Annotated in this window: 17 protein-coding genes and 3 pseudogenes; 7 read left to right on the forward strand and 13 right to left on the reverse strand. The window is 67.7% G+C overall.

Annotated features, from left to right (window positions below; genetic code table 11):
• From AWC14_RS16060 to AWC14_RS16075, 4 genes and pseudogenes are all read right to left on the reverse strand, one after another.
• Nucleotides 1–369, reverse strand: a pseudogene (locus tag AWC14_RS16060) (IS982 family transposase); the annotation flags it as partial.
• Nucleotides 370–493: 124 nt separating this feature from the next.
• Nucleotides 494–1,324, reverse strand: a complete 831-nt coding sequence (locus AWC14_RS16065) for an SDR family NAD(P)-dependent oxidoreductase (protein ID WP_045380234.1) — start codon at nt 1,322–1,324, stop codon at nt 494–496.
• 144 nt (nt 1,325–1,468) lie between these two features.
• Nucleotides 1,469–5,146, reverse strand: a complete 3,678-nt coding sequence (locus tag AWC14_RS16070; protein WP_045380231.1) for a multifunctional oxoglutarate decarboxylase/oxoglutarate dehydrogenase thiamine pyrophosphate-binding subunit/dihydrolipoyllysine-residue succinyltransferase subunit — start codon at nt 5,144–5,146, stop codon at nt 1,469–1,471.
• A 184-nt stretch (nt 5,147–5,330) separates the two neighbouring features.
• Complete coding sequence (locus AWC14_RS16075; protein WP_045380229.1) at nt 5,331–6,083, reverse strand: hypothetical protein; 753 nt, start codon at nt 6,081–6,083, stop codon at nt 5,331–5,333.
• 135 nt (nt 6,084–6,218) lie between these two features.
• On the opposite strand from AWC14_RS16075, the gene AWC14_RS16080 reads away from it, so the two are divergent.
• Entirely contained in the window at nt 6,219–6,779 is a 561-nt protein-coding gene (locus AWC14_RS16080) for a PadR family transcriptional regulator (RefSeq protein ID WP_045380226.1), read from the forward strand.
• The gene (locus AWC14_RS16085) at nt 6,776–8,620 is read left to right on the forward strand and encodes an MFS transporter (protein WP_045380224.1); all 1,845 of its coding nucleotides are present in this window, start codon (nt 6,776–6,778) and stop codon (nt 8,618–8,620) included. The genes AWC14_RS16080 and AWC14_RS16085 overlap by 4 nt, the downstream gene beginning before the upstream one ends.
• Here AWC14_RS16085 and AWC14_RS16090 read toward each other — a convergent pair.
• Nucleotides 8,617–12,009 (reverse strand): TM0106 family RecB-like putative nuclease, encoded by a 3,393-nt coding sequence (locus AWC14_RS16090; protein WP_045380222.1) that lies wholly within the window; start codon nt 12,007–12,009, stop codon nt 8,617–8,619. The genes AWC14_RS16085 and AWC14_RS16090 overlap by 4 nt on opposite strands.
• Nucleotides 12,010–12,070: 61 nt before the next feature.
• Nucleotides 12,071–12,655, reverse strand: coding sequence for an LppP/LprE family lipoprotein (locus AWC14_RS16095; protein WP_045380219.1), 585 nt, complete (start codon nt 12,653–12,655; stop codon nt 12,071–12,073).
• Nucleotides 12,656–12,700: 45 nt separating this feature from the next.
• Here AWC14_RS16095 and AWC14_RS29975 point away from each other — a divergent pair.
• The 3 genes and pseudogenes from AWC14_RS29975 (at nt 12,701) to AWC14_RS16110 (ending at nt 16,274) form a co-directional block, all read left to right on the forward strand.
• Nucleotides 12,701–14,357: pseudogene (locus AWC14_RS29975) on the forward strand (DEAD/DEAH box helicase).
• The gene (locus AWC14_RS16105) at nt 14,354–15,493 is read left to right on the forward strand and encodes an acyltransferase family protein (protein WP_045380212.1); all 1,140 of its coding nucleotides are present in this window, start codon (nt 14,354–14,356) and stop codon (nt 15,491–15,493) included. Before AWC14_RS29975 ends, AWC14_RS16105 begins: the two are co-directional and overlap by 4 nt.
• A gap of 52 nt (nt 15,494–15,545) precedes the next feature.
• Nucleotides 15,546–16,274, forward strand: a complete 729-nt coding sequence (locus AWC14_RS16110; RefSeq protein ID WP_045380209.1) for a siderophore-interacting protein — start codon at nt 15,546–15,548, stop codon at nt 16,272–16,274.
• On the opposite strand, the gene AWC14_RS16115 is transcribed toward AWC14_RS16110, so the two are convergent.
• The 4 genes and pseudogenes from AWC14_RS16115 to tap form a co-directional block, all read right to left on the reverse strand.
• Entirely contained in the window at nt 16,258–16,839 is a 582-nt protein-coding gene (locus tag AWC14_RS16115; RefSeq protein ID WP_045380206.1) for a TetR/AcrR family transcriptional regulator, read from the reverse strand. The two genes, AWC14_RS16110 and AWC14_RS16115, sit on opposite strands and share 17 nt — an antisense overlap.
• The gene (locus tag AWC14_RS16120; RefSeq protein ID WP_045380203.1) at nt 16,839–18,062 is read right to left on the reverse strand and encodes a cytochrome P450; all 1,224 of its coding nucleotides are present in this window, start codon (nt 18,060–18,062) and stop codon (nt 16,839–16,841) included. The genes AWC14_RS16115 and AWC14_RS16120 overlap by 1 nt, the downstream gene beginning before the upstream one ends.
• 103 nt (nt 18,063–18,165) lie before the next feature.
• Nucleotides 18,166–19,533 carry an FAD-binding oxidoreductase gene (locus AWC14_RS16125; RefSeq protein ID WP_045380253.1) on the reverse strand — a complete coding sequence of 456 codons (1,368 nt, stop codon included), beginning with the start codon at nt 19,531–19,533 and terminating at the stop codon, nt 18,166–18,168.
• A 10-nt stretch (nt 19,534–19,543) separates the two neighbouring features.
• Nucleotides 19,544–20,776: pseudogene (gene tap / locus AWC14_RS16130) on the reverse strand (multidrug efflux MFS transporter Tap).
• Nucleotides 20,777–20,853: 77 nt separating this feature from the next.
• On the opposite strand from tap, the gene AWC14_RS16135 reads away from it, so the two are divergent.
• Complete coding sequence (locus AWC14_RS16135) at nt 20,854–21,693, forward strand: uracil-DNA glycosylase (RefSeq protein WP_428838975.1); 840 nt, start codon at nt 20,854–20,856, stop codon at nt 21,691–21,693.
• A gap of 20 nt (nt 21,694–21,713) precedes the next feature.
• Entirely contained in the window at nt 21,714–22,763 is a 1,050-nt protein-coding gene (locus AWC14_RS16140; protein ID WP_057003255.1) for an LLM class flavin-dependent oxidoreductase, read from the forward strand.
• On the opposite strand, the gene AWC14_RS16145 is transcribed toward AWC14_RS16140, so the two are convergent.
• Genes AWC14_RS16145 through AWC14_RS16155 form a run of 3 tightly spaced genes read right to left on the reverse strand, consistent with a single transcriptional unit; the run spans nt 22,760 to nt 24,825 of the window.
• Nucleotides 22,760–23,209 carry a nitroreductase family deazaflavin-dependent oxidoreductase gene (locus AWC14_RS16145; RefSeq protein WP_045380198.1) on the reverse strand — a complete coding sequence of 150 codons (450 nt, stop codon included), beginning with the start codon at nt 23,207–23,209 and terminating at the stop codon, nt 22,760–22,762. The genes AWC14_RS16140 and AWC14_RS16145 overlap by 4 nt on opposite strands.
• Before the next feature lie 4 nt (nt 23,210–23,213).
• Nucleotides 23,214–23,648, reverse strand: coding sequence for an HIT family protein (locus AWC14_RS16150; protein WP_045380195.1), 435 nt, complete (start codon nt 23,646–23,648; stop codon nt 23,214–23,216).
• Between the two features lie 13 nt (nt 23,649–23,661).
• Nucleotides 23,662–24,825 carry a MalY/PatB family protein gene (locus AWC14_RS16155; protein WP_045380192.1) on the reverse strand — a complete coding sequence of 388 codons (1,164 nt, stop codon included), beginning with the start codon at nt 24,823–24,825 and terminating at the stop codon, nt 23,662–23,664.
• Nucleotides 24,826–24,827: the final 2 nt, after the last annotated feature.

The following is a 24,827-nucleotide window of genomic DNA, read 5'->3' on the forward strand; positions in this document are numbered from 1 at the left end:
AGCGGCGCACCGTCTCCCGGGAGGCCCCGCACGGGATCGGCGTGCCGTCGACCAGTCGCAGGTCGTCGGCCCACGAGCGGCCAGATACAGCATGGCTTTGCAGATCAACGGAGCGGCGGCCTTGATCCGTTTGTGGTAGCCCGGCTGCTTGGGCAAATACGGAAACAGATGGCGCAGCCGGCCCAAACACATACGCAGCCAATGGTGTTCGCTGCGAGCACCGAGCAGTACCTGCGCCACGGCCAGGCACACCAGCTCGGCATCGGTGAGTCTCTTCGGTCGACCGACTCGCCGTCGGTCCGGTCCGATGACATGATCATCGATCGTCACATACAGTTCGGTCAGGAGGGCATCGAGGTTCGTCGTCACAAACGTCCATCGATGCCCTCCAACCACATCAGTCACAAGCCGCCACGCCGCACAGACAACCAACAGCGGTACGCATCAACAACCCGCCGCAACTCACCCGCCGCCGCGGTTAGGAATTACTCATCTAGTGGGTCGGGGGCATCGACCGGCCCATCACCGCGGAGAACAGCCGCTGGTAGCCAGAACCAGTTGCGCGCACGATCACGTCAAGCGCCTTGGCGTCCGGGCCGACCAGCACCCGGGCCTTGTTCTTACGCACCGCGTCCAGAATGATCCGGGCGGCCCGCTGCGGGCTGGTGCTGGCGAGGCGCTTGTCGAAGAACTCGGCCAGCTGATTGGCGTCGACCCCCTCAGCGGCGGTGGCGTTACGAGCAATCGCCGTCTTGATGCCGCCGGGATGCACAGTGGTCACCTTCACCGGATGGCCGGCCAGGATCATCTCCTGTCGCAGCGCCTCGGTGAAGCCGCGAACGGCGAATTTGGCCGAGTTGTAGGCCGCCTGCCCCGGCACGGAGAACAACCCGAAGACGCTGGAGACGTTGATGACATGCCCGTCGCCGGAGGCAATCAGGTGCGGCAGAAAAGCCTTGGTGCCATTCACGACGCCCCAGAAGTCGACGTCCATCACCCGCTCGATGTCCTTGAACTGGCTGATCTCAATGTCACCGGTGAATGCGATCCCGGCGTTGTTGTAGATCTGGTTCACCTTGCCGAAATGCTCGTTGACCGCGTCGGCATAGGCCAGGAAGGCCTCGCGCTCGGCGACGTTGAGGCGGTCGGCCTTGACCGGGGCGCCGATAGCCGCCAGGCGCTCCTCGGTCTGCGCCAGCCCTTCGGTGTTGATGTCGCTGATCGCCAACTTGGCGCCCGAGCGGGCCAGTTCGACGGCCAGCGCCTGGCCGATACCCGAACCGGCGCCGGTGACCACGGCCACCTTCCCGGCAAACCCCTCCATGGAAACTCCTTAATCGGTTAGCTCTCGATGAGGCTAGCCGGTACTCGTGGTACGGCCTGCGTGGCCCCCGCGAGCGTGCACAGAATCCCGCCGGCACCCGGCGTGTCGTGCGGGGACACGCACGCTCGCGGCAGGCAGATCAGCTCAGCCGAACGCGAGGTCGATAATTTCCTGCTGCTCGACGGCGTGCACCTTCGACGAGCCCGACGACGGCGCCGACATCGCGCGGCGTGAAATCCGTTTGATGCCAGTCAATTTGTCCGGCACCATCTCGGGTAGCTCAAGACCGAACCGCGGCCACGCGCCCTGGTTCGCCGGCTCTTCCTGCACCCAGAAGTACTCGTTGACGTTCGGGTAGCGGTCCAGCGTTTCGTTGAGACGCCGTCGCGGCAGCGGCGCCAGCTGCTCGATGCGCACAATCGCGACGTCATCACGGTTGTCCTTGGCCTTGCGGGCCGCCAACTCGTAGTACAGCTTGCCGCTGGTCAACAGGATCCGCTTGACGTTGCCGCGATCGCCGACGCCGTCCTCGTAGGTGGGCTCTTCGAGCACCGAGCGGAACTTGATCTCGGTGAAGTCCTTCAGGTCGCTGACCGCGGCCTTGTTGCGCAGCATCGACTTCGGGGTGAACACGATCAGCGGCCGCTGGATGCCGTCGAGTGCATGCCGGCGCAACAAGTGGAAGTAGTTCGCCGGAGTCGACGGCATCGCGATCGTCATCGACCCCTCCGCCCACAGCTGCAGGAAGCGTTCGATGCGGCCCGACGTGTGGTCCGGGCCCTGGCCCTCGTGCCCGTGCGGCAGCAACAGCACCACGTTGGACAGCTGGCCCCACTTGGCCTCGCCGGAGCTGATGAACTCGTCGATGATCGACTGCGCGCCATTGACGAAGTCGCCGAACTGGGCCTCCCACATCACAAATGCGTCCGGGTTGCCCACCGTGTAGCCGTATTCGAAACCGACAGCGGCGAATTCGGACAGCGGCGAGTCGTACACCAGGAATTTACCGCCGGTCGGGGTGCCGTCGGGGTTGGTGGCCAGCAGCTGCAGCGGGGTGAACTCAGCGCCGGTGTTGCGGTCGATGATCACCGAATGCCGTTGCGAGAACGTGCCGCGCCGGGTGTCCTGCCCGGATAGCCGCACCAGTTTGCCTTCTGCCACAAGCGAACCCAGCGCCAACAATTCGGCGAACGCCCAGTCGACCTTGCCCTCGTAGGCCATCTCCCGGCGCTTCTCCAGCACCGGCTTGACCCGCGGATGCACGGTGAACCCTTCCGGCATGGCCAGGTGAGCATCCCCGATGCGGGCCAGCAACGACTTGTCCACCGCGGTGGCCAGCCCCGCAGGAATCATCTGGTCGGACTCCACCGATTCGCTGGGCTGCACGCCGTGCTTTTCCAGTTCGCGGACCTCGTTGAACACCCGCTCCAACTGGCCCTGGTAGTCGCGCAGGGCGTCTTCGGCTTCCTTCATCGAGATGTCGCCGCGGCCGATCAGCGCTTCCGTATAGCTCTTGCGCGCACCGCGTTTGGTGTCGATCACGTCGTACATGTACGGGTTCGTCATCGACGGGTCGTCGCCCTCGTTGTGGCCGCGGCGGCGGTAGCACAGCATGTCGATGATGACGTCCTTGTGGAACTCCTGCCGGAAGTCCACCGCCAGCCGCGCTACCCACTCGCAGGCTTCGGGGTCGTCGCCGTTGACGTGGAAGATCGGCGCCCCGATCATCTTCGCGACGTCGGTGCAGTATTCGCTGGACTTGGAGTGTTCCGGCGAGGTGGTGAAGCCGATCTGGTTGTTGACGATGATATGAATGGTGCCGCCCACCCGGTAACCGGGAAGCAAAGCCAGGTTCAGCGTTTCGGCCACCACGCCCTGCCCGGCGAACGCGGCGTCACCGTGCAGCATCAACGGCACCACCGAGAAGCCGTCCTCGCCGAGCCCCTTGTCGAGCAGATCCTGCTTGGCCCGCACCAGCCCCTCCAGGACCGGGTCGACGGCCTCGAGGTGCGACGGGTTGGCGGTCAGCGACACCTGAATGTCGTTGTCGCCGAACATCTGAATGTAGACGCCGGTGGCGCCGAGGTGGTACTTGACGTCACCGGAGCCGTGCGCCTGCGCCGGATTGAGGTTGCCCTCGAATTCGCTGAAGATCTGCGAGTACGGCTTGCCGACGATGTTGGCCAGCACGTTGAGCCGTCCGCGGTGCGGCATGCCGATGACCACTTCGTCGAGACCGTGCTCGGCGCACTGGTCGATCGCGGCGTCCATCATCGGGATGACGGTCTCGGCGCCTTCCAGCGAGAAACGTTTCTGCCCAACGTATTTGGTCTGCAGGAACGTCTCGAAGGCTTCGGCGGCGTTGAGTTTGGACAGAATGTACTTCTGCTGGGCGACGGTCGGCTTGTCGTGCTTGACCTCGATCCGCTCCTGCAGCCACTTCTGCTGCTCGGGTTCGAGGATGTGGGTGTATTCCACGCCGACATGCCGGCAGTAGGCGTCGCGCAGCACCGACAGCACGTCGCGCAGCTTCTTGTACTCCGCGCCCGCAAACCCATTGACCTTGAATACCCGATCGAGGTCCCACAGCGTCAGCCCGTGGGTCAGCACGTCGAGGTCGGGGTGGCTGCGGAAGCGGGTGTTGTCGAGCCGCAGCGGGTCGGTGTCGGCCATCAGGTGGCCGCGGTTGCGGTAGGCCGCGATCAGCTCGACGACGCGCGCATTCTTGTCGACGATCGAGTCCGGGTTGTCGGGCCGCCAGCGCACCGGCTCATACGGGATGGACAGCTCGCGAAAGATCTCGTCCCAGAAGGTATCCGAGAGGATCATCTCGTGGATGGTGCGCAGGAAGTCGCCGGATTCCGCGCCTTGGATGATGCGGTGGTCGTAGGTCGAGGTCAGCGTGATCAGCTTGCCGATACCGAGTTCGGCGATGCGTTCGGGGCTGGCGCCCTGGAACTCGGCGGGGTATTCCATTGCGCCGACGCCGATGATGGCGCCCTGGCCAGCCATCAGCCGCGGCACCGAGTGCACGGTGCCGATGGTGCCCGGGTTGGTCAGCGAAACCGTCACGCCGGCAAAGTCTTCCGCGGTCAGCTTGCCGTCCCGAGCGCGGCGCACGATGTCTTCGTAGGCGGTGACGAACTGCGCGAAGCGCATGCTCTCGCAGCGTTTGATGCCGGCAACCACAAGCGACCGCTTGCCGTCCTTGCCCTGCAGGTCGATCGCCAGGCCCAGATTGGTGTGCGCGGGCGTGACCGCAGTGGGCTTTCCGTCGACTTCGGCGAAGTGGCGGTTCATGTTCGGGTATTTCTTGATGCCCTGAACCACCGCGTAGCCCAGCAGATGGGTGAACGAGATCTTGCCGCCGCGGTTGCGCTTGAGCTGGTTGTTGATGACGGTCCGGTTGTCGATCAACAGCTTGGCCGGGATGGCCCGCACACTGGTGGCCGTCGGTACATCCAGCGACATGGACATGTTCTTGACGACGGCGGCGGCGGCACCGCGCAGCACCTGGACCTCGTCGCCCTCGGCGGGCGGGGGCCCGGCCGGTTTGGCCGGGGCCACCGGTGCGCTGGTTGCGCCATTGCCCGGGGTGGCGGTGGTGGCGGGCGGCGCGGCGGGCTTGGGCGCCGGCGCCGGCTCGGGAGCGGCCGGTCGCCCGTCGCCGGTCGGCGGGGTGTCGATCGTCGGCTCGGGGTTGTAATCGACCAAGAACTCATGCCAACTCGGGTCGACCGAGGAGGGGTCGTCGCGGAATTTGCGGTACATCTCCTCGACCAGCCATTCGTTCTGACCGAATGGTGAACTCGTACTGCTCACGGCAGCTGCTCGCCTCGATTCCTCTGTCCGGCAAGCGCGCTACCCACGACACTTGCCCCCTAACTGCGCCCGACGTGCCGGCGCAACTCCCACCTGCGGCGGACTTGACGATGGCCGCCCCATAAAGGCTATCTCTTTGCCGGTAATCCGCCAGGCGCGCCGCTACCCAGCGCCCGTTGCCGCTCTACCCGGCGTCGCGAACCGTCGGCAGCAGGTGCAGCGTCACCGGCCAGCGTGCCGGCGGCTCGCCGAATGCCTTGCGGGCGTTGCGGACGATCTTTTTGCCGACCATCCGGTTGCCGATCGCCCCGACCAGCGCGCCGATTCCCACCGGCAGCAGCTTGCCGAACAGCAACGCCCCGCGCCGCAGCGTGTAGCGCTTGACGGCGTATTTCAGCAGCCGCGAGTTGAGCTGCGACACCGCGGGCATCGGCAGCGTTGCCACCCCGTCGGACAGCCACGCTCCGCTGGTGCGGCCCGGCCCGATCAGTTCGGCGAGCGCGTGCTTGCTGTCGTCGCCGACCAGGACGGACAGCACCAGGGCGCGGCGGCGTTCCCGGTCCTCGATGGGGACCCCGTGCACGGCTGCGACGGCCAACGCGAAGAACGCAGTGGCCTCGAGGAACACGGCGGTCTCACCGGCCGCTGCGGAGAACGCGGCCAGCGTGCCGACCCCCGGCAAGGCCGCCGCCGAACCCACCGCGGCGCCACTGGCCGTCACCGCCGCCAGGTAGCGCTTCTCCAGCTTCGCGACGATGGTGGCCGGTCCCGCGCCCGCGTTGGCGCGCCGCAGCCGTTCCACATACGCCTTGGCAGTCGGTCCCTGCGACCGCGACGCGCGCTCGATGACATGCGCCAACGCGCGCGCGGATGCTTTGGGCTTGCCGTTGCTGGCTGTCTGCGGGTCCGCCGTCGACCCGCTCCGTCGGGCGCTCATAGTGCCTCCGTTAGCTGGAATGGCGTCACTTCAGGCTAGCGCCGGCGCCACGGAAGGCGGGGGAGGCGTCGCCACCGAATACTCCACCCGGAATAATCCGCTCCGGACAAGCCGAGCCGACAGGACGGATGGTTAATGGCCTACCAGTTGACGTCGTTGGGTATTTCCGTCTTGGCGCTGCTGCGGGAGCGCCCCATGCACGGCTACGAGATGTTCCAGACGCTGGTGCGACGTCATGCGGATCACATCGTGAAGGTTCGCCCGGGCTCTCTGTATCACGCCGTGGACCGGCTGACCGAGGAGAAACTGATTCGCCGCGCAGCAACAACCCGTGCCGGCAACCGCCCCGAGCGCGCTGTCTACGAGATCACCGATGCCGGCGTCGAAGCGCTCGGTGAGCGGGTCCGCGACCTGGTAGCGATGCCGGCCAACGAATTCCCGCAGTTCGTCGCCGCACTCGCCGCGATCGATACCCTGGACCCGGACGCCGCGGCGACTGCCGTCGACGACCGGGTCGGGGCATTGGAGGCGCGCGCCGCGGAAATCATGGCGCTGCGAGACGCCGGCATCACACCGGCCACCGGCTCTTTGGTGGCTTTCGACTACGTGCTGGCGACGATGCGGGCCGAGCTGTCATGGTTGCGCGAATTTGCCGACTCGCTGCGGACCGGAAGCCGAGACGAGGTGAGCAGATGACCACGGCGACGAGCAGGACGCGTTCGGCCCGCAGCACCCGGCGCCCGCCCGCCGTGACGCCGCGCAAGCGGGGGAACAGCCCGAACCCGTGGCACGCGCTGTGGGCGATGATGGTCGGCTTCTTCATGATCCTGCTCGACTCGACCATCGTCGCGGTCGCCAACCCCAGCATCATGAACGACCTGGAAACCGGCTACGACACGGTGATCTGGGTGACCAGCGCGTACCTGCTCGCCTATGCGGTGCCGTTGCTGGTGGCCGGCCGACTCGGGGATCGGTTCGGCCCGAAAAACCTCTACCTGGGTGGGCTGGCGGTGTTCACCGTCGCCTCGCTGTGGTGCGGCCTGTCCGGCAGCGTCGGCACATTGATCGCTGCGCGGGTGGTTCAGGGCATCGGCGCTGCACTGCTGACCCCGCAGACTCTGTCGACAATCACCCGCATCTTCCCGCCGGAGCGTCGCGGCATGGCGATGAGCGTGTGGGGCGCCACCGCCGGCGTCGCCACCCTGGTGGGCCCGCTGGCCGGCGGTGTCCTGGTCGACGCGATGGGCTGGGAGTGGATCTTTTTCGTCAACGTCCCGATCGGTGTCATCGGGCTGGGATTGGCGGCCTGGCTGGTTCCGGTCCTGCCCACCGATATGCACCGCTTCGATCTGGCCGGCGTCGCCTTGTCGGGGGTGGGGATGTTCCTCGTCGTCTTCGCCCTGCAGGAGGGCCAGTCGGCGGGCTGGGCGCCGTGGATCTGGGCGGTGCTCGTCGCCGGCATCGGGTTCATGGTCGCGTTCGTCTACTGGCAGTCGATCAACACGCGCGAGCCGCTGATCCCGCTCGACATCTTCCGCGACCGCGACTTCAGCCTGTCCAACCTCGGGGTGGCAGTCATCGGATTCGCCACGACGGCGATGATCCTGCCGCTGATGTTCTACGCGCAGGCGGTGTGTGGACTGTCGCCGACGCGTTCGGCGCTGCTGACCGCACCGATGGCGATCACCAGTGGGCTGCTGGCCCCGGTCGTCGGCAGAATCGTGGACCGCACCCATCCGCGGCCGGTTGTCGGTTTCGGGTTCTCGGTTCTGGCTATCGCGCTGACGTGGCTTTCCATCGAGATGGCGCCGGGCACGCCGATTTGGCGGCTGGCGTTGGTGTTCATCGCGATGGGCGTCGGGATGGCGTTCGTCTGGCAGCCGCTGGCCGCCACCGCGACGCGCAACCTGCCGGCGAACCTGGCCGGCGCGGGCTCGGGGGTGTACAACGCGACCCGGCAGGTCGGCGCCGTGTTGGGCAGCTCCAGCATCGCCGCGTTCATGACGTTGCGGATCACCGCGGAGTTGCCGCCGATGCCGGGCGGCCTGCACCCGGAGGCCACCGAGGACCGCAGCGCCCTGCAGTTGCCGGAGTTCCTGCGGGAGCCGTTCGCGGCCGCCATGTCTCAGTCGATGCTGTTGCCGGCGTTCATCGCGCTGTTCGGGGTGGGCGCGGCGCTGTTCATGGTCGGCTTCACCGCGTCGCCGGCCAGTCGTCAATCGCAGGCCGTCGAGGGCGACGCCGGGACTGAGCGGATCCGGGTGATGCCGGCTGTGTCCGACGATTTCGACGACTACGTCGAGTACGTAGTGCCTCGTGCGCCCCAGCCGCGCACCGATGAGTACGACACCGAGCCGCTGGCTCCCGTCAAGCCGCCGGCTCCTAAGGCGGAGCCGATCAGGTTCGCGCACAACGGATTCCATGTCGACGACCGGCGCTTGCGGTCCGGCGCGGAGTTGCCGCAGTCACGGCGCAATCGGCACTACCGGGCCGATCCCGATGACGCGCCCGGCTACGGCCGACACTCGTACGACTAACCGTCGGTCACCGCCAGGAACGCGCCCAACTCCACCAGCCCCGCCGGCGTGGCGGGCAGGTAGTCGGTCAGTGTCTCCGCCCGTACGATCAGCGCCGCGTACTGCGCGCGGCTGATTGCCACGTTCAACCGATTCCGGTTGAGCAGGAACGGGATTCCGCGCGGGATGTCTTCGACGGACGACGCCGTCATCGAGATGAGGACCACCGGCGCCTGCGCGCCCTGGAATTTGTCGACGGTTCCGACCCGGACGTCGCCGAGACCGGCGGCCGCCAGTCGACGCCGCAGCAACACCACCTGCGCGTTGTACGGGGCCAGCACCAGCACGTCGGCGGCCTGCAACGGCCGGGTACCGTGCTCGTCGGTCCACGACGAGCCCAGCAGCCGCGAGATCTCGTCGGCAATCGCCTCGGCCTCTTGAGGACTCTCGGTCGAATTGCCCTCGTGGCGCACCGTAAGTGCCTGGACCCCGGGCGAATATCCGTCGAGGCGACGCGCGGCGGTGCGTTCGACATGGGAATGCAGCCGTCCCTCGTACGCGAGCCGCGACACCGGCCCGCAGACCGCGGGATGCATCCGATAGGAGCGGTCCAGGAAGTAGCCGCGTTCGGCCGGCAACGTGCGCTGATTCTCGACCAGCCACCCGAGCGCGGAGGTGTCGACCGGTTCCGGATGGGTGCCCTGGCTGACTTGCGGCAATTGCTGCGGATCGCCCAGCAGCAGAAGGTTTTTCGCCGCCGGTGCCACCGCGATGGTGTTGGCCAAGCAGAACTGGCCGGCCTCGTCGATCACCAGCAAGTCCAAACTGCCGGGCGGCACCCGACTGGTATTGGCGAAGTCCCAGGCCGTACCGCCGATCACGCACCCCGGAGTCCCGGCGACGAAGTCGGCGTACTCGTCCCCGTCGATGTGCCGCCAGGCCGGATTGTCTCGGTCGTGCTGCTTCTTGGCCACCCGTTGCGGATCGATTCCGACCGACACCGCGCAGTCGAAGAGGTTCTCCACCACGGCATGCGACTGCGCGACTACCCCGATCCGCCAGCCGTGTTCGGCGACCAGTTGCATGATGGCGCGCGCCGCGGTGAACGTTTTGCCCGTCCCGGGCGGGCCGTGCACCGCCACGTACGACGAATCCAGGTCCAGCATCGCCGCGACGATGTCCGCGGCCGTATCGGCGCTGCGTGGCAGCGGCGCGCCGCTGCGGAGTCGGGGGGCGCGTCGCAGCAGAATATCCACGATGGCGGTGCGGGGAAGCCGCGGCAACGCGGCTGCGACCTCGGCAGCCGTGGCCTCGATCGACTCCCGCAGCTTCGTGGTCGCAATCGGCGGGCCGGGAGTGAGCGCGAACGGCAATTGGTCAAAGGTGCTGCCGTTATTCGGTGTTCGTTCCAGGACCACTACCTCGGTGGGCACCGCCGGGTCGTCGGCCTCGACGACCTGGGCGTGGCCGGCCGCCCGACGGTCGGGATCGTCGGTCATCCCTTCGGGCGCCGGGGGTTCGTAGAGCGCGAACACCGTCGAGCTGAGTTCGCCGCGGGCCAGCTCGCCGGTCAGCCGCAACCTGCGCTGCGGCTTGCGGGCACGCGGCGGCTGATGCCAGTCCACCGCCACCGAGGCTTCGTCGACGACGAAAACGTCGGTGTTGTCGGCCCATTCCTCCAGCGGGTAGTTGAGTCGGTCGAAATGCGCCCACCAGAACGGCTTGTCCTCGCGTCGGTGATAGCCGCGCGCCGCGGCCACCAACGCGACCGCCATCTGCTCCGCGGTCCGGTCGCCGAGTGACGCGAAGTCCGCCAGCGTCGCCGCCAGCGCGTCGTGTTGCTCGACGCTGCCGCCATCCGAAACGGGTTGGGCGCCAAGCGGTGTGATGCCACACTCGAAAGCCCGCATCAGCAGCCAGTCGCGCAGTGCCCGGGTTGACCGGCAGTCGTAGTGGTTGTAGTCCTCGATCTCCTTGAGCACCGTCGCGGCCTCGTCGGCGCAGCCGTCGGCGCGCAGCTCGCAGAACCGGGCGTATTGGGTGATCGAATCGGCGGCAGTGGTCACGTCCCCGGAGCGCAACTGCTGGCCCATGAACAGCGGCTCGAGCGCCTTGAGGCTGAACGAGTCTGCTCCGACCCGAAAACTCTTGCGCACCAACGGATACAGGTCCACCAAGACCCCGCTGCGCAGAAGGTCGTCGACGTCGTCCTCGCCGACGCCATGCCGACCGGCGAGCCGCAGCAGCGCGGTCTTCTCGTAGGGGGCGTAGTGGTAGATGTGCATGTTCGGGTAGCGCTTGCGGCGCTTGGCCACCATCGCCAGAAAGTCCGTCAACGCCCGCCGCTCGCCGGCGCGGTCGTGCGCCCACAGCGGGCGAAAAGCGCCGCCGGCGTCCAGGACGCCGAACAGATACTCCAGACCCCATTGCCTGCCGTCGGCGGTCCACAGCGGATCACCCTCGAAGTCGAAGAACAGGTCGCCGTCGTCGGGGTTGGGTAACAACGCCAGTGGCTGCGGATCGGCGATCTCGAACTGGGGCTCGCCGGTTTCGCGTTCGACCACCTGCAGCCGGGCTTGCGCGGTGAGCTTGGCCAGCGTGCGTGGTGCGAGATCGGGCACCGGCCCGGTGTGGCCGGCCAATTCGGCGACGGTGCTGACGCCGGCGTCGAGCAGCTTGGCTCGCTGGCTGACCCGCATCCCGGCTACCAGCAGCAGGTCGTCGCTGAGCCGAACCTGCTCCTCGCACTCCGGGCAGCGAAAACACGCCCGCACCCGCTCGTCGTCCCAGCGCACCGGTTCGGTTGCGGCGTAATGCTCGTCGAGCAGCCGCTGCACCAGCGCCCGCTGAGAGCGATAGACCGGTATCAGCTCGTCGATCGCGTAGCGCAGGACGGTGCCGTCGCCGAGGATCAGTTCGGCGTCCGGCGCCACCGGCACCCCCGAGCAGCTCAGCGTGTCGGCGTAGCCGGCCAGTTGCAGCAGCGCGGTGACCTTGGCCGAGCGGGCCAGTTTGGTGTCGGCAACGCGGTACCGGCCACCGTCGCGCACCAGGAAGTCGGCGAACCCGACGAAGCGGCCGTCGAACATGGCGGCCTGGTACACCACCGGCGCGCCGTCGGCGACCGCGCGCCGGGTCGCCTCGGCGGCGGCGGTCAGCCCGGCGATCGTGTAGGCCGGGCGACCGATGACGGCAACCGCGTCGCCGAATTCGACTCGGAACTGGTCGAGTTGGCGTTGCTCGTGCCGGCGGCCCAGATCGGCAGTGCGGGCGAGCAACTCGTCCTCGGCGGCCACCGCGGGCCCGCGTCCCAGCTTCGCGTCGAAGTCGCGTAGCAGCGCGAACTCGCAGCGGGACGCGGCTGCCAGATCCGACGCGCTGTAGACCACTCCGTCGTCGGTGACGAACACAGGCCCACCCTAGGTGAGGGCACCGACATCGACCGGCGACACGCACCGGCGCGAAGAGGGGTCAGCCGGCGGTATTGCCGATCAGCTCCACCCCGTTGCCGTTCCAACGGAACTTCACCACGCTGGCCAAGCCGCTGATACCGCTGGCGGCGGTCAGCGCCACGGTGTCGCCGGTGGACTGCGACGTGTCCAAGCCGTTGAACCCGTAGGTGTCGGGCACCCCTTGCGGGATGTACTTGCCGAGGTGGAACATCACCGCCCGGGTGTTGGGGTTCGCGCCGTTGGTGTTGGCCTTGACGATGACGGCCGACAGCTGGGCGCACTCGTTGTAGTTGCCGGCCAGCGGCTCGGGATTCCACGGCTGCTGGCTGCGCGGATCACGCGGCAGCTCGGACACCGCCCGGGCGATGGCCGGGTCGGCGAGATCGATCGCGCAGGGATCGGCCGGCGCGGCGGCGGTGGTCGTCGGCGGCGGGGCAGCGCGTGGCGCGCCCGGCTTGCCCGGTGTGCTGGTCGGACGCGGTGTGCTGGCCTGGGGCGTCTTGGCGACGGTCGAGTCGCCCGATCCGCAGCCGGTCAGCATCGCGGTGGTCAGCACGGCAGCAACGGTCAACCGCTTCCACACAACGCTGCACCGTACCGGCATCGGACTCGCGGGTGTGGCAGGCGCGGCCACTAGACTCCTTGTGAAATGGCTTCTCCGGACGACGCGCCTGTCACATTCGCCGACCTGCAGATTCACCCCGCGGTGCTGCAGGCCGTCGTTGACGTCGGCTACGAGTCGCCGTCGGCCATTCAGGCCGCGACCATTCCGGCGCTGATGGCGGGCTCCGACGTGGTGGGCCTGGCGCAGACCGGCACCGGCAAGACGGCCGCGTTCGCCATTCCGATCCTGTCGAAGATCGACACTGCCAGCAAAGCGACCCAGGCGCTGGTGCTGGCACCCACCCGCGAGCTCGCTCTGCAGGTGGCCGAGGCGTTCAGCCGCTGGCGCACATCTGCCGCAGATCCACGTGCTGCCGATCTACGGCGGCTCGTCGTATGCCGTGCAGCTGGCCGGGCTCAAGCGCGGCGCGCAGGTGGTGGTGGGCACCCCGGGCCGGGTCATCGATCACCTCGAACGCGGGACACTGGATCTGTCCCGAGTGGACTATCTGGTGCTCGACGAGGCCGACGAGATGCTGCAGATGGGTTTCGCCGAGGACGTCGAGCGAATCCTGTCCGACACCCCGGAGTACAAGCAGGTCGCGCTGTTCTCGGCGACCATGCCGCCGGCGATCCGCAAGCTCACCGCCAAATACCTGCACGAGCCGCTCGAAGTCACCGTCGAAACCAAAACCGCTACGGCGGAAAACATCTCGCAGCGCTACATCCAGGTCGCCGGGCCCCGCAAGATGGACGCGCTGACCAGGGTGCTCGAAGTCGAGCCGTTCGAGGCGATGATCGTCTTCGTCCGTACCAAGCAGGCCACCGAAGAGGTGGCCGAAAGACTGTGTGCCCGAGGGTTTTCCGCGGCCGCCATCAACGGCGACATCGCGCAGTCGCAGCGGGAACGCACCATCAGCGCGCTCAAGAACGGCAGCATCGACATTCTGGTCGCTACCGATGTGGCCGCCCGTGGACTGGACGTGGACCGGATTTCGCATGTGCTCAACTACGACATCCCGCATGACACCGAGTCGTATGTGCACCGGATCGGACGCACCGGCCGGGCCGGACGCTCGGGGACCGCGCTGCTGTTCGTCTCACCGCGGGAGCGCCACCTGCTCAAGGCGATCGAGAAGGCGACGCGCCAGAAACTCACCGAAGCCGAGCTGCCCAGCGTCGAGGACGTCAACGCACAGCGGGTGGCCAAGTTCGCCGACTCGATCACCGACACGCTCGGCTCGCCGGGAATCGAGCTATTCCGCAGCCTGGTCGAGGATTACGAACGCGAGCACGACGTCCCGATGGCCGACATTGCGGCGGCGCTGGCGTTGCAGTCCCGCGACGGTGAAGCGTTCCTGATGGCGCCGGAGCCACCACCCGAGCGTCGCCCGAAAGAGCGCCGCGACAAGCCTTCCAAGCCCAGGCCGAAGGACGGCTTCGCCACCTATCGCATTGCCGTGGGCAAGCGACACAAGGTCGGCCCGGGAGCGATCGTCGGGGCCATCGCCAACGAGGGCGGTCTGCACCGCAGCGATTTCGGCCACATCACCATCGGGTCGGACTTCTCCTTGGTGGAGCTGCCGGCCAAGCTGCCGCGTTCGACGCTCAAAGCGCTTGAGCGAACCCGTATTTCGGGGGTGCTGATCAATCTGCGGCCCGACAGTCGCGGCGCCAAGCCCCGCCGGAAGCACGCGGGATGACGGTCTCGGACGCCACCACCGACCAGGGCGGTCTCGAGCAGGTCTCCGGCCCGGACCGGGTCGCGTCGCTGACCGGGATCCGCGCGGTCGCCGCTCTGCTCGTGGTCGGCACGCACGCCGCCTACACCACCGGCAAGTACACCCACGGCTATTTCGGATTGATGTGTGCGCGCATGGAGATCGGGGTGCCGATTTTCTTTGTGCTGTCCGGGTTTCTGCTGTTTCGTCCGTGGGTGCGCTCGGTTGCCGCCGGCGGGCCCTCGCCGTCGGTGAGTCGCTATGCGTGGCATCGCGTTCGGCGCATCATGCCGGCCTATATCGTCACGGTGCTGGCCGCCTACGTCGTCTACCAGTTCCGCACTGCCGGGCCCAATCCCGGCCACACCTGGATGGGGCTGTTCCGCAACCTCACGCTGACGCAGATCTACGCTGGCAACTACCTGGACTCGTATCTGCACCAGGGGCTCACGCAGATGTGGAGCCTCGCAGTAGAAGCCGCCTTCTATGTGGTGTTGCCACTGCTGGCCTACCTGCTGCTGGTGTGGGTGTGTAAGCGGCGGTGGGAGCCGGTGCGCATGCTCGTCGCGTTGGGCGTGTTGATGTTGATCACCCCGGCGTGGCTGGCGTTCGTGCATGCCGCCACGTCGGTGCCCAACGGGGCGCGGCTGTGGCTGCCGACCTACCTGGCCTGGTTTCTGGCCGGCATGATGCTGGCGGTGCTGCAGGCGATGGGCGTGCGCTGTTACACGCTCGTCGCGCTACCGCTGGCGATCGTCAGCTACCTCATCGTCTCCACCCCGATCGCGGGTGCCCCGACGACGTCGCCGCAGGGATTGCCTGAGGCGCTGGTGAAGTCGGCGTTCTACGCCGCCATCGCCGCGCTGGCGGTGGCGCCGCTGGCACTCGGCGACCGCGGCTGGTACAGCAAGCTGTTGGCGAGCCGGCCGATGGTGTGGCTGGGCGAGATCTCCTACGAGATCTTCCTGATCCATCTGGTGACGATGGAGATCGCGATGGTCGAGGTGGTGCGTTATCCGGTCTACACCGGCTCGATGGTGAACCTGTTCGTGGCCACGCTGGCGATCACCATCCCGTTGGCCTGGTTGCTGCACCGGTTCACCCGAGTGCCAAGCTGAGTGTGTTAGGTTAACCTTCCCTAAGTTGCAACGGAAGGGTAGCTTGACGCAGATGGCTGATCACAAGGGGTCCCGCGGCTTTGCCGGCGCGGTGCTGAAGCTCTTGCGAGCCGGTGACTACCGGCTGACTGTGACCGGCAAGCGCGAAATAAGCCCGCACTACCTGCGATTGAGCTTCGACGGGGGCGGCATGCTCGCCGAGCACCAGGTGCACCCGACCATGTGGATCCGAATGTGGTTCGCCGACGGCGACAAACAGCATCAGCGCGGCTACACCTTGGTCGACCCCAACCCGTCTGCCGACACCTTCGACATCGAATTCGCGCTGCACGGCGGGATTGCGTCGCGGTGGGCGCAGGACGCGCAGCCCGGCGACACCATCGAGGCGACGGTGTTGGGCAGCAAGTTCGCCGTCCCCGAGCCGGCGCCGGCCGGGTACGTCATCGTCGGCGACACCGCATCGTTGCCCGCGATCAACTCGCTGCTGACGGCGATCGGGGACGCCCCGGCGCAGGTGTTCCTCGAGGCCGGCTACGACGACGACAAAGACTTACCGGTGGCCCGCGACGCGAACATCACCTGGGTGGACCGCAAGAACGCCGGCGAGGCATTGGTGCAAGCCGTCCGGTCGGCGGCCTTCGATGCGGGGGACCACTTCGGCTGGGTGGCGTGCGACCACCGCACCACGCGCTCGGTGGTCAAGGTGCTGCGCGACGAGTTCGGCATCCCGCGCAATTCCATTGCCTCGCGGGCATATTGGATGGCTAGCCGGGGAGCCTAGCCGGTACCACGATCGGGGCGACGAACTCCTCGACCATTGCCAGCTCGTCGGCTTCGTCGCGGCCCGGGAAGATCAGCAGCGACGTGATAACCCGCACCAACCATCGGGCCCGGCGATCGACCGCCGCCGGGTCGTCGACACCCAACGAAGCGACGAACCCGCCGACCAGCGCATTGATCACATCGGAATATTCGGCCATCTCGCCGCCGATTGGCGGCTGCGTGGTGGCGAACCATGATGCCAGCGCCGGATTCTCCCGCACCATGGCTACCGACCTGGTGATGCCCGCCACGAGTCGCTCATGCGGGTCCTCGATACCGGCGAGGCTCTCGGTCATTCGCCGGTACACCATGCGCGCCTCGCGGTGTACGTATGCAGTCCGCAGCGCCTCGCGGCTTTCGAAGTAACGGTACAGTGTCGCGCGCGAACACCCTGCCGCACTGGCGATCTCGTTCATTCCGACCGAAGCGGCATCCTGGCGGGTGAAAAGTTCCCCGGCCGCGTCCAGAATCCGATCTGCGGCCACCTCGCTGCGCCGGTCCGCCAGCCAGTCGTTGCGGGGCATCAGGACCTGACCTTGAAAGGCACCGACAGTGGGCGTCGCACATAGCTGCCGCCCGACCACACGATGCCGGACTCGTCGACGTCGAATTCCGGGCAGCGCGATAGCAATTCGGTCAATGCCACACGCGACTGCATCCGGGCGGCGGCCGCGCCCAGGCAGTGGTGTGCGCCGTGGCTGAAGGTCAAGATGTTGCGCGGACAGCGGCGCACGTCGAGCTCACTGGCATCCGGCCCGTATTGGCGTTCGTCGCGATTACCCGAGCCGTACAGCAGCAGCACCTTGCGGCCGCCCGGCACGGTGGTGTCGCCAATCGTCACGTCGCGAGTGGTGGTGCGGGCCAGACCTTGCACCGGCGACGTCAGCCGCAGCAGTTCGTCGACCGCGTCCGGAATCAGGTCGGGGTCATCGACGAGCAGCTGTCGTTGGTCGGGGCGTTGGTGCAGCAGTTGGACCGACCCGCCGAGCATGCCGGTGGTGGTGTCGTTGCCGCCGGTGACCATCGTGAAGGTGAACGCCAGCACCGACAGCGTGCCGGCGATGTCGCCGTCGGCGCCGACCCCGGCCGCCACCAGATGCGAAATGGTGTCGTCCTCGGGCTTATGGCGGCGCCGCTCGATCAGCCCGGTGAAGTAGGCCATCATCGACCCGACCGCGTCGCCGGCCGACGCAACCCCGGCCTCGGCGGCGTTGGCCGCGACGATGGCTTGGGTCCAGCCGTCGAACTGGGCCCGATCCTCCTCCGGGACGCCCAGGTAGTGCGCCACAACCATCGACGGCAGCGGCTTGAACAGCTCGGCGACGATGTCGCCACCGCCCTTGGCGCGTAGCCGCTCGATGCGCTGCACGACGAACTCGCGCACCTTCGGCTCCACCGCCTCGACCTGACGCGGCGTGAAACCGCGCGACACCAGCTTGCGGAACTCGGTATGCACCGGCGGGTCCTGCATCACCATCGGCGGATTGTCTTGCAGCCCAATGAGTTCCAGCTCGCCGTAGTTGACCGTCAGCCCCTGGGCCGACGAGAACGTCTCGTGGTCGCGCGCGGCCGCCCAGATGTCGGCGTGCCGGGACAGCACGTAGTAGTCCTCATCGGGCCTGTCCTGGGGCACCACGTGGTGCACGGGGTCGTGGTCGCGCAAGGCCTGGTACATCGGCCACGGGTTGGGCCAGGTTTCGGCGGTGCAGAGCTCGAAGCGCGCCTCGTGAGACAAAGTCGTCGTCATGTCTTATTCGTACGACATGTAGGCTGCTGTGTCAATCGCCGAGCGTAACGTCAGGGCGGAAAACCGGCCCGGATTTCGCCGTGGCGTTACAGCCGGCGCAGAGTCAGATGCCCGAGCCCGGGTTCAGAATGCCCAGCGGATCCAACGCGTCCTTGATGCGGCGGTTCAGCGCCATCGCGTCCGGGCCGAGCTGGTCGGCCAGCCATGGCCGCTTCAACCGGCCGACGCCGTGCTCGCCGGTGATCGTGCCGCCCAGGCGCAAGGCGAGGTCCATGATCTCGCCGTAGGCCAGCTGCGCGCGCTCGGTCATCGCCGGATCGGCGGGGTCGTAGACGATCAGCGGATGGGTGTTGCCGTCGCCGGCGTGCGCGATCACCGAGATCATCAGCTCGTGCTCGGCCCCGATACGGGCTATCCCGCTCACCAGGTCGGCCAGCGCGGGCAGCGGCACGCCGACGTCTTCGAGCAGCAGTGGGCCCTTGGCCTCCACCGCAGGGATCGCGAACCGGCGCGCGGCGACGAACGCCTCGCCCTCGTCGGGGTCGTCGGTCGAAAACACTTCGGTCGCACCGTATTCGGTGAACACCTCGGCGATGAACTCGGTGTCCTCGCTGCCCGCGCGGCCCCGTTCGTCGGAGCAGGCCAGCAGCATCGCGGCAGCGCCGCGGTCCAGGCCCATCCGTAACTTGTCCTCGACGGCGTTGATGGCCACCGAATCCATGAATTCCAGCATCGCCGGACGAATGCGGGCGCTGACCGCCAGCACCGCCTCGGCGGCGGCCTCCACCGACCCGAAGTTGGCGACCACCGTGCAGGACCGGGGCTGCGGCGGCACCAGCCGCAATATCACCTCGGTGATCACGCCGAGCGTGCCTTCGCTGCCGACGAAGAGTTTCGTCAGCGACAGCCCTGCCACATCCTTGAGTCGCGGTCCGCCCAGCCGCACCGCGGTGCCGTCGGCCAACACCACCTGCACGCCGAGCACGTAGTCGGTGGTGACCCCATATTTGACGCAGCACAGCCCGCCGGCGTTGGTGGCGATGTTGCCGCCGATGCTGCAGATCTCATACGACGACGGGTCGGGTGGGTACCACAGGCCGTATTCGGCGACGGTCTTTTTCACCTCGGCGTTGAGTAGTCCGGGCTGGCAGACCGCGGTGCGGGTGACCGGGTCGACGACGATGTCGCGCATCTTCTCCGTCGACAGCACGATCCCGTCGTCGACGGCGGTGGCCCCGCCGGACAGGCCGGTGCCGGCCCCGCGGGTCACCACCGGCACTCGATGAGCGCTGGCCCACCGCATGATGGTCTGCACGTCTTCGCTGCGTCGCGGCCGCACCACCGCCAGCGGTTTGCCCGCCGACGGGTCGAAGGCGCGGTCCTGCCGATAGCCTTCGGTCACCGCCGGGTCGGTCACCACCATGCCGTCGGGCAATTCGGCGACCAGGCCGGCCAGCACATCGCTGCTCACCAGCACGATCCTACGGTCCGGTCACGATCTCTGACGTGCGGTCCAGCTCACGCAGCGACGGCAGCACGACCGACACCACCCCGATCGCGATCATCGGAATCGCCAGCACCAGAAACGTCGTCCGTAGCCCGGTGGTGTCGGCCAGCGGTCCGGCCACCATCAGGCCCAGCGGTCCGGCCGCATAGGCCAGCGAGGTCATCACCCCGACGACGCGACCACGCAGCTGCGGCGGCGATTTGGTCTGCATGACGTAGTTGTAAATCGGCGCAATCGGCCCGTAGACCAGGCCGATGACGCCGCACAGCAGAAGGATCACCGGCAGCGCCGGCAGCAGCGAGATCAGCGCTGTGCACGCGCCGAGGGTCAGCGTGGCCGACAGCAACGTGACTCGCCGGCTCATGAACCGCACCAGCAGCGGATAGGCCAACGCGCCGACCAACCCGCCGATGCTCAACGCCATCAACACCCAACCCAGGTGCGACGGCGCATCGCGGTCGGTGAAGTACTTGGGGAACAGCACACTTTCCAGTGGCAGATACAGCCCGGTCATCGCCAGGTCGATCAGCGCCAGTGTGCGTAACACCTTGAGGTTCCAGACGAACCGCAGCCCGTCAAGCATCCCCGACCACGGGCCTTCCGGCCGTTCCGGCGGCCCCGCGCCCGGCAGCCGCAACACGCTCACCGCAAGGATCGAGAGCGCGAACGCGCCGGCGGTGACCCACATGGTGTTGACGCCGCCGATCAACGCGATCAACAAGCCGCCCAGGCCCGGCCCGACGATGTAGGCGACGTTGAAGATGGCCTCGTAGACGCCGTTGATGCGATCCAGCGTCCACCCGGCCCGCCCAGCCGCCTCCGGCAACATCGATTCGCGTGCGGTGATCCCGGCCGGGTCGAACACCGCGCCCAACGCGGCCAGCACCGCGAGCACAGCGACGTTCACACGGTGCTGGCCGAACAGCGACGCGGCGATCGGAACTGCGGCCACGGTGGCAGCCGACAATGCGTCGGACATGATCGAAATACGGCGCCGGCCAAGGTAATCCACCGCTGTGCCGGCGATCAGCGTGGAGAACAGCAGCGGCAGCGAGGCGGCAGCCGCGACGATCGACGCGTCGGACGCACTGCCACTGTGCTGCAACACCAATCAGGGAAAAGCGATCAGCGAGATGCCGTTCCCGGCGGCGGCAGCCAGCGCCGCGAACAGGATGAGGTAGACCGGGCGGCGGGACGAGGCGGACATGGGAATTCGGGGTCGGAATCTAGCAGCGGGCAGGCCTGCCGGGCGAGCGATTTTCGCCCACCGTGCACAGTAGAGCGGTGATCTTTGCTCATCCGCGCACAGGACAGATGTTCGCGTCGCCGGTGCCGCCGGGCAGCGGCTGGCCGGGCGACCCCGCCACGCCGGATACGCCCATCGCGTCGACACCGGCGCAGGTCGTTGCGATGGCCGAGTCTGCCGAGACGCCCGCACAGCTCGACGCGGAGGTGTCGGTGTGCCGGGCGTGCCCGCGACTGGTCGAGTGGCGCGAGCAGGCCGCGCTCGCCAAGCGGCGATCGTTCGCCGACCAGCCGTACTGGGGCAGGCCGGTGCCCGGCTGGGGCGCCAAGCGTCCTCGGGTGCTGATCGTCGGGCTGGCGCCGGCCGCCCAGGGCGGCAACCGGACCGGCCGGGTTTTCACCGGCGACCGGTCCGGCGACGTGCTCTATGCGGCGATGTACCGGGCCGGCCTGGCGAATTCGCCGATCAGCGTCGACGCCGCCGACGGGTTGATGCTGCACGACACCCGCGTGGCGGCCGCGGTGCGCTGCGCGCCGCCCGACAACGCGCCGACGCCGGCCGAGCGCGCCACTTGCGCGCCGTGGCTGGCCGCCGAGTGGCGGCTCACCGGCGGCGACGTGCGGGTCATCGTGGCGCTGGGCGGGTTCGGCTGGCGGTCGGCGCTGGAGATGGTCCGCAACGGCGGCGGTCAGGTGCCGCGGCCGCAGCCGAAGTTCGGTCACGGCGCCACCGCAACACTGAAGGCCGCCCACGGCGACGTCACGCTGCTCGGTTGCTATCACCCCAGCCAGCAGAACACCTTCACCGGCAAGCTCACCACCGCGATGCTCGACGACGTCTTCGGCCGCGCCGCAGACCTGGCAGGACTATCCGAGTGACCCCAGGCGTTGACGCCGACATGCGGCTTTCGGTTCTCGACCTCGTCCCGGTGCGCACCGACCAGAGCACGGCCGACGCGCTGGCGGCCACGCTGCGGCTGGCGCAGAACGCCGACCGGCTGGGCTACACCCGCTACTGGGTCGCCGAACACCACAACATGCCGTCGGTGGGCGCCACCAGCCCGCCGGTGCTGATCGCCTACCTCGCCGCCCAGACCACACAGCTGCGGCTGGGCTCCGGCGGGGTGATGCTGCCCAACCACGCGCCGCTGGCCGTGGCCGAGCAGTTCGCCCTGCTGGAAGCGGCCGCGCCGGGCCGCATCGACCTCGGCATCGGCCGGGCACCCGGCTCGGACCCGGTGACCTCCTACATGCTGCGAGGTGCGGCCGGCCGGGAAAGCGCGCTCCGCGAGCAAGACATAGCCCAGTTCCCGGACTACCTCGACCACGTGCGGGCGATGATGAGCCGAAACGGTGTGCGGGTACAACTGCGCGACGGCGACTATGTCCTCAAGGCCACTCCGGCCGCCGCCACCGAACCGCGGCTGTGGCTGCTCGGCTCGTCGCTGTACTCGGCGCGGCTGGCCGCGGCCAAGGGGTTGCCCTATGTGTTCGCGCATCACTTCTCGGGCAAGGGAACCGAAGAGGCGCTCGAGCTGTACCGGTCACAGTTCGTGCCCAGTGAGCTAGCCGCCGAGCCCACGACGTTCCTCACCGTCAACGCCGTCGTTGCCGAAACCCGGGAGGAGGCAACGGCTTTGATACTGCCGAACCTGCAGATGATGGCGCGGCTGCGCACCGGCCAACCGCTCGGGCCGCTTCAGCTCGTGGAGGACGCCGCTGGCGCCGAGCTGACACCACCCCAGCAGCACATCGTCGAAAGTGGCCTGCGGCGTGCCGTTCTCGGCACCCCCGCCGACGCCGCCGACCAACTGCGGGCGCTGGCCACCCGGTTCGACGTCGACGAGATGATGGTGCACCCGGTAGCCTCGGCTCACCTCGGCACCGACCAGCGAACCGCGCCAGGCCGGGAGAAAACTCTCGAGCTGCTGGCGAAAGAACTGTTCTAAGCAGAAGGCGTCAGCACGATTACCGGGATCGGCCGCGACGTGCGCCGCTGATAAGCCTTGTACCGGTTGGCGTTGGGCTTGTTGACAATCTCCCACAGCCGGTCATAGTCGGCGTCGCCGGGCATGACCCGTCGCGCGGTGACAGCGAAACGCTTTGGGCCGACGTTGATTTCGGCATCGGGATGCTTGCGCAGGTTGTGATACCAACCGGGATAGGTGTCGGCGCCGCCGTTGGACGCGACGATCAGATACGAGTCGCCGTCGCGTGCATACGTGAGTGACGTGGTGCGCTGCCGGCCGGTCTTTGCGCCGATCGTGTGCAACAGCAGGCTCGGCGGTGCCCCCGGTATCCGATGCCCGACCCAGCCGTTGGTTTTCCGGTAGACCATGTCGTGGATCCGCAGCAGCCGGATGCCCACCTGCTCGATCGGCGTGAGATTGCTCATCGGTTCAGTCTGACTGCCGGGCGTCGATCCGCGCCAGCGCGTCGCGCAGGATCCGTCCGGTGCTCTCGCGGTCCGGGTCGCGGCGCAGCAGCATTCCCTTGGCGACCGACAACTTGTCGCCGTTGCGCCGCGGCAGCACATGCAGGTGAATGTGCGACACCGTCTGGAAGGCGGCCCGGCCGTCGTTGATCGCGATGTTGGTGGCGTCAGCCAGCTCGGTGGTGCGGGCAGCCTTGGCGATCCGCTGTCCGATCGTCACCATGTCGGCCAGCGTCTCGGGCGGGGTGTCGGTCAGATCGACGGTGTGCCGCTTGGGCAGCACCAGCGTGTGGCCGCGGGTGAACGGTCGGATGTCGAGGATGGCCAGGTAGTTGTCGTCTTCGCAGATGCGGATGGCGGGCGCCTCGCCGGCGACGATCGCACAGAACACACAAGACATAACGCCACCGTAGTCAGGCCGACAGCGCCGCAGCCATCGCCTCGATCGCACGGTCCAGGATCCGCCGGGTGGTCGCGAAGTTCAGCCGCGCGAAACCGGAGCCGACGCTCGCCCCGAACGGGATGCCGGGCGACAGCGCCACCTTGGCCTTCGACAGCAGATACTCAGCGGGCTCGGCCGGCAGATCCAGCGCCCGAAAATCCACCCACGACATGTAGGTGGCCGCCGGGGTGTTGATCTTCAGCCCCGGAACCGCCTGCGGCAGCGCCCGGGCCAGGTGGTCGCGGTTGGCCCGCAGATACCCCAGCAACTCGTCGAGCCAGCCGACATCGCCCTCGTACGCCGCGATGTTTGCCCGAATACCGACCGTCGCCGCCCCCATCTTGTGCAGCATGTTGATCCGGTCCCAGTCGTCGACGTCGCGCGGATTGGACAACACCACCTGAGCGCACATCAGCCCCGGCAGATTCCAGCCCTTGGAGGCCGACAGCAGCGTGACCACCGTGCCGGCGGCTGTATCGGACACCGACGCGGCGGCGACGTGCGGCCGGTCGTAGACCAGCGGCGCGTGGATCTCGTCGGCGATCACCCGGGCGTCGTGCCGGGCCGCGATGTCCACGATCGCCCGCAGCTCGTCGGCGGTGAACGCGGTGCCCAGTGGGTTGTTCGGATTGCACAGAATCAACGACCCCGCCCCGCCGGCGAACGCGGCGTCCAGGGCATCCAGATCCAGCACATACCGTCCCGAATCCTGTTGCGGCGACGGGATTTCCACCCGTTGGCGACCGGTGACCCGCAGCACGTCGAAAAACGGCATGTAGGCGGGTACGGGCAGCACTACCGGACTTTCCGGGCGGGTGAGGAAGTTGACGACGGTCTCCATGCCCTTGAGCACGTCCGGAACGACGCGAACCCACTCGGGTTCGACGTGCCAGCCATAGCGGCGCCGGCACCAGTCCGCGGTAGCGCGCGGCAGAGTGTCCTCGCCGACCGGCGGGTAGCCGAACTCCTCGTTGGCGACGCACGCGTGCACCGCGTCGCGCACCGCCGGCGCGGTGGGAAAGTCCATTTCCGCGATCCACAACGGCAACACGTCGGGGCCGAACAGGTTCCACTTGATCGTGTTGCGCGCGCGAAGCTGATCTTCGGTCAATAGATCGAACACCGAGTCGGTCATGG

Origin of the sequence: Mycobacterium kyorinense (assembly GCF_002101735.1) — a bacterium.
Lineage (GTDB): Bacteria > Actinomycetota > Actinomycetes > Mycobacteriales > Mycobacteriaceae > Mycobacterium > Mycobacterium kyorinense.

Coding starts and splice junctions, on each gene's coding strand:
- AWC14_RS16105 (WP_045380212.1), top strand. CDS start 14,354: ATGACGGTCTCGGACGCCACCACCGACCAGGGCGGTCTCGAGCAGGTC.
- AWC14_RS16140 (WP_057003255.1), top strand. CDS start 21,714: ATGCGGCTTTCGGTTCTCGACCTCGTCCCGGTGCGCACCGACCAGAGC.
- AWC14_RS16145 (WP_045380198.1), bottom strand. CDS start 23,209: ATGAGCAATCTCACGCCGATCGAGCAGGTGGGCATCCGGCTGCTGCGG.
- AWC14_RS16075 (WP_045380229.1), bottom strand. CDS start 6,083: ATGAGCGCCCGACGGAGCGGGTCGACGGCGGACCCGCAGACAGCCAGC.
- AWC14_RS16155 (WP_045380192.1), bottom strand. CDS start 24,825: ATGACCGACTCGGTGTTCGATCTATTGACCGAAGATCAGCTTCGCGCG.
- AWC14_RS16120 (WP_045380203.1), bottom strand. CDS start 18,062: ATGACGACGACTTTGTCTCACGAGGCGCGCTTCGAGCTCTGCACCGCC.
- AWC14_RS16150 (WP_045380195.1), bottom strand. CDS start 23,648: ATGTCTTGTGTGTTCTGTGCGATCGTCGCCGGCGAGGCGCCCGCCATC.
- AWC14_RS16085 (WP_045380224.1), top strand. CDS start 6,776: ATGACCACGGCGACGAGCAGGACGCGTTCGGCCCGCAGCACCCGGCGC.
- AWC14_RS16115 (WP_045380206.1), bottom strand. CDS start 16,839: ATGCCCCGCAACGACTGGCTGGCGGACCGGCGCAGCGAGGTGGCCGCA.
- AWC14_RS16110 (WP_045380209.1), top strand. CDS start 15,546: ATGGCTGATCACAAGGGGTCCCGCGGCTTTGCCGGCGCGGTGCTGAAG.
- AWC14_RS16080 (WP_045380226.1), top strand. CDS start 6,219: ATGGCCTACCAGTTGACGTCGTTGGGTATTTCCGTCTTGGCGCTGCTG.
- AWC14_RS16095 (WP_045380219.1), bottom strand. CDS start 12,655: ATGCCGGTACGGTGCAGCGTTGTGTGGAAGCGGTTGACCGTTGCTGCC.
- AWC14_RS16065 (WP_045380234.1), bottom strand. CDS start 1,324: ATGGAGGGGTTTGCCGGGAAGGTGGCCGTGGTCACCGGCGCCGGTTCG.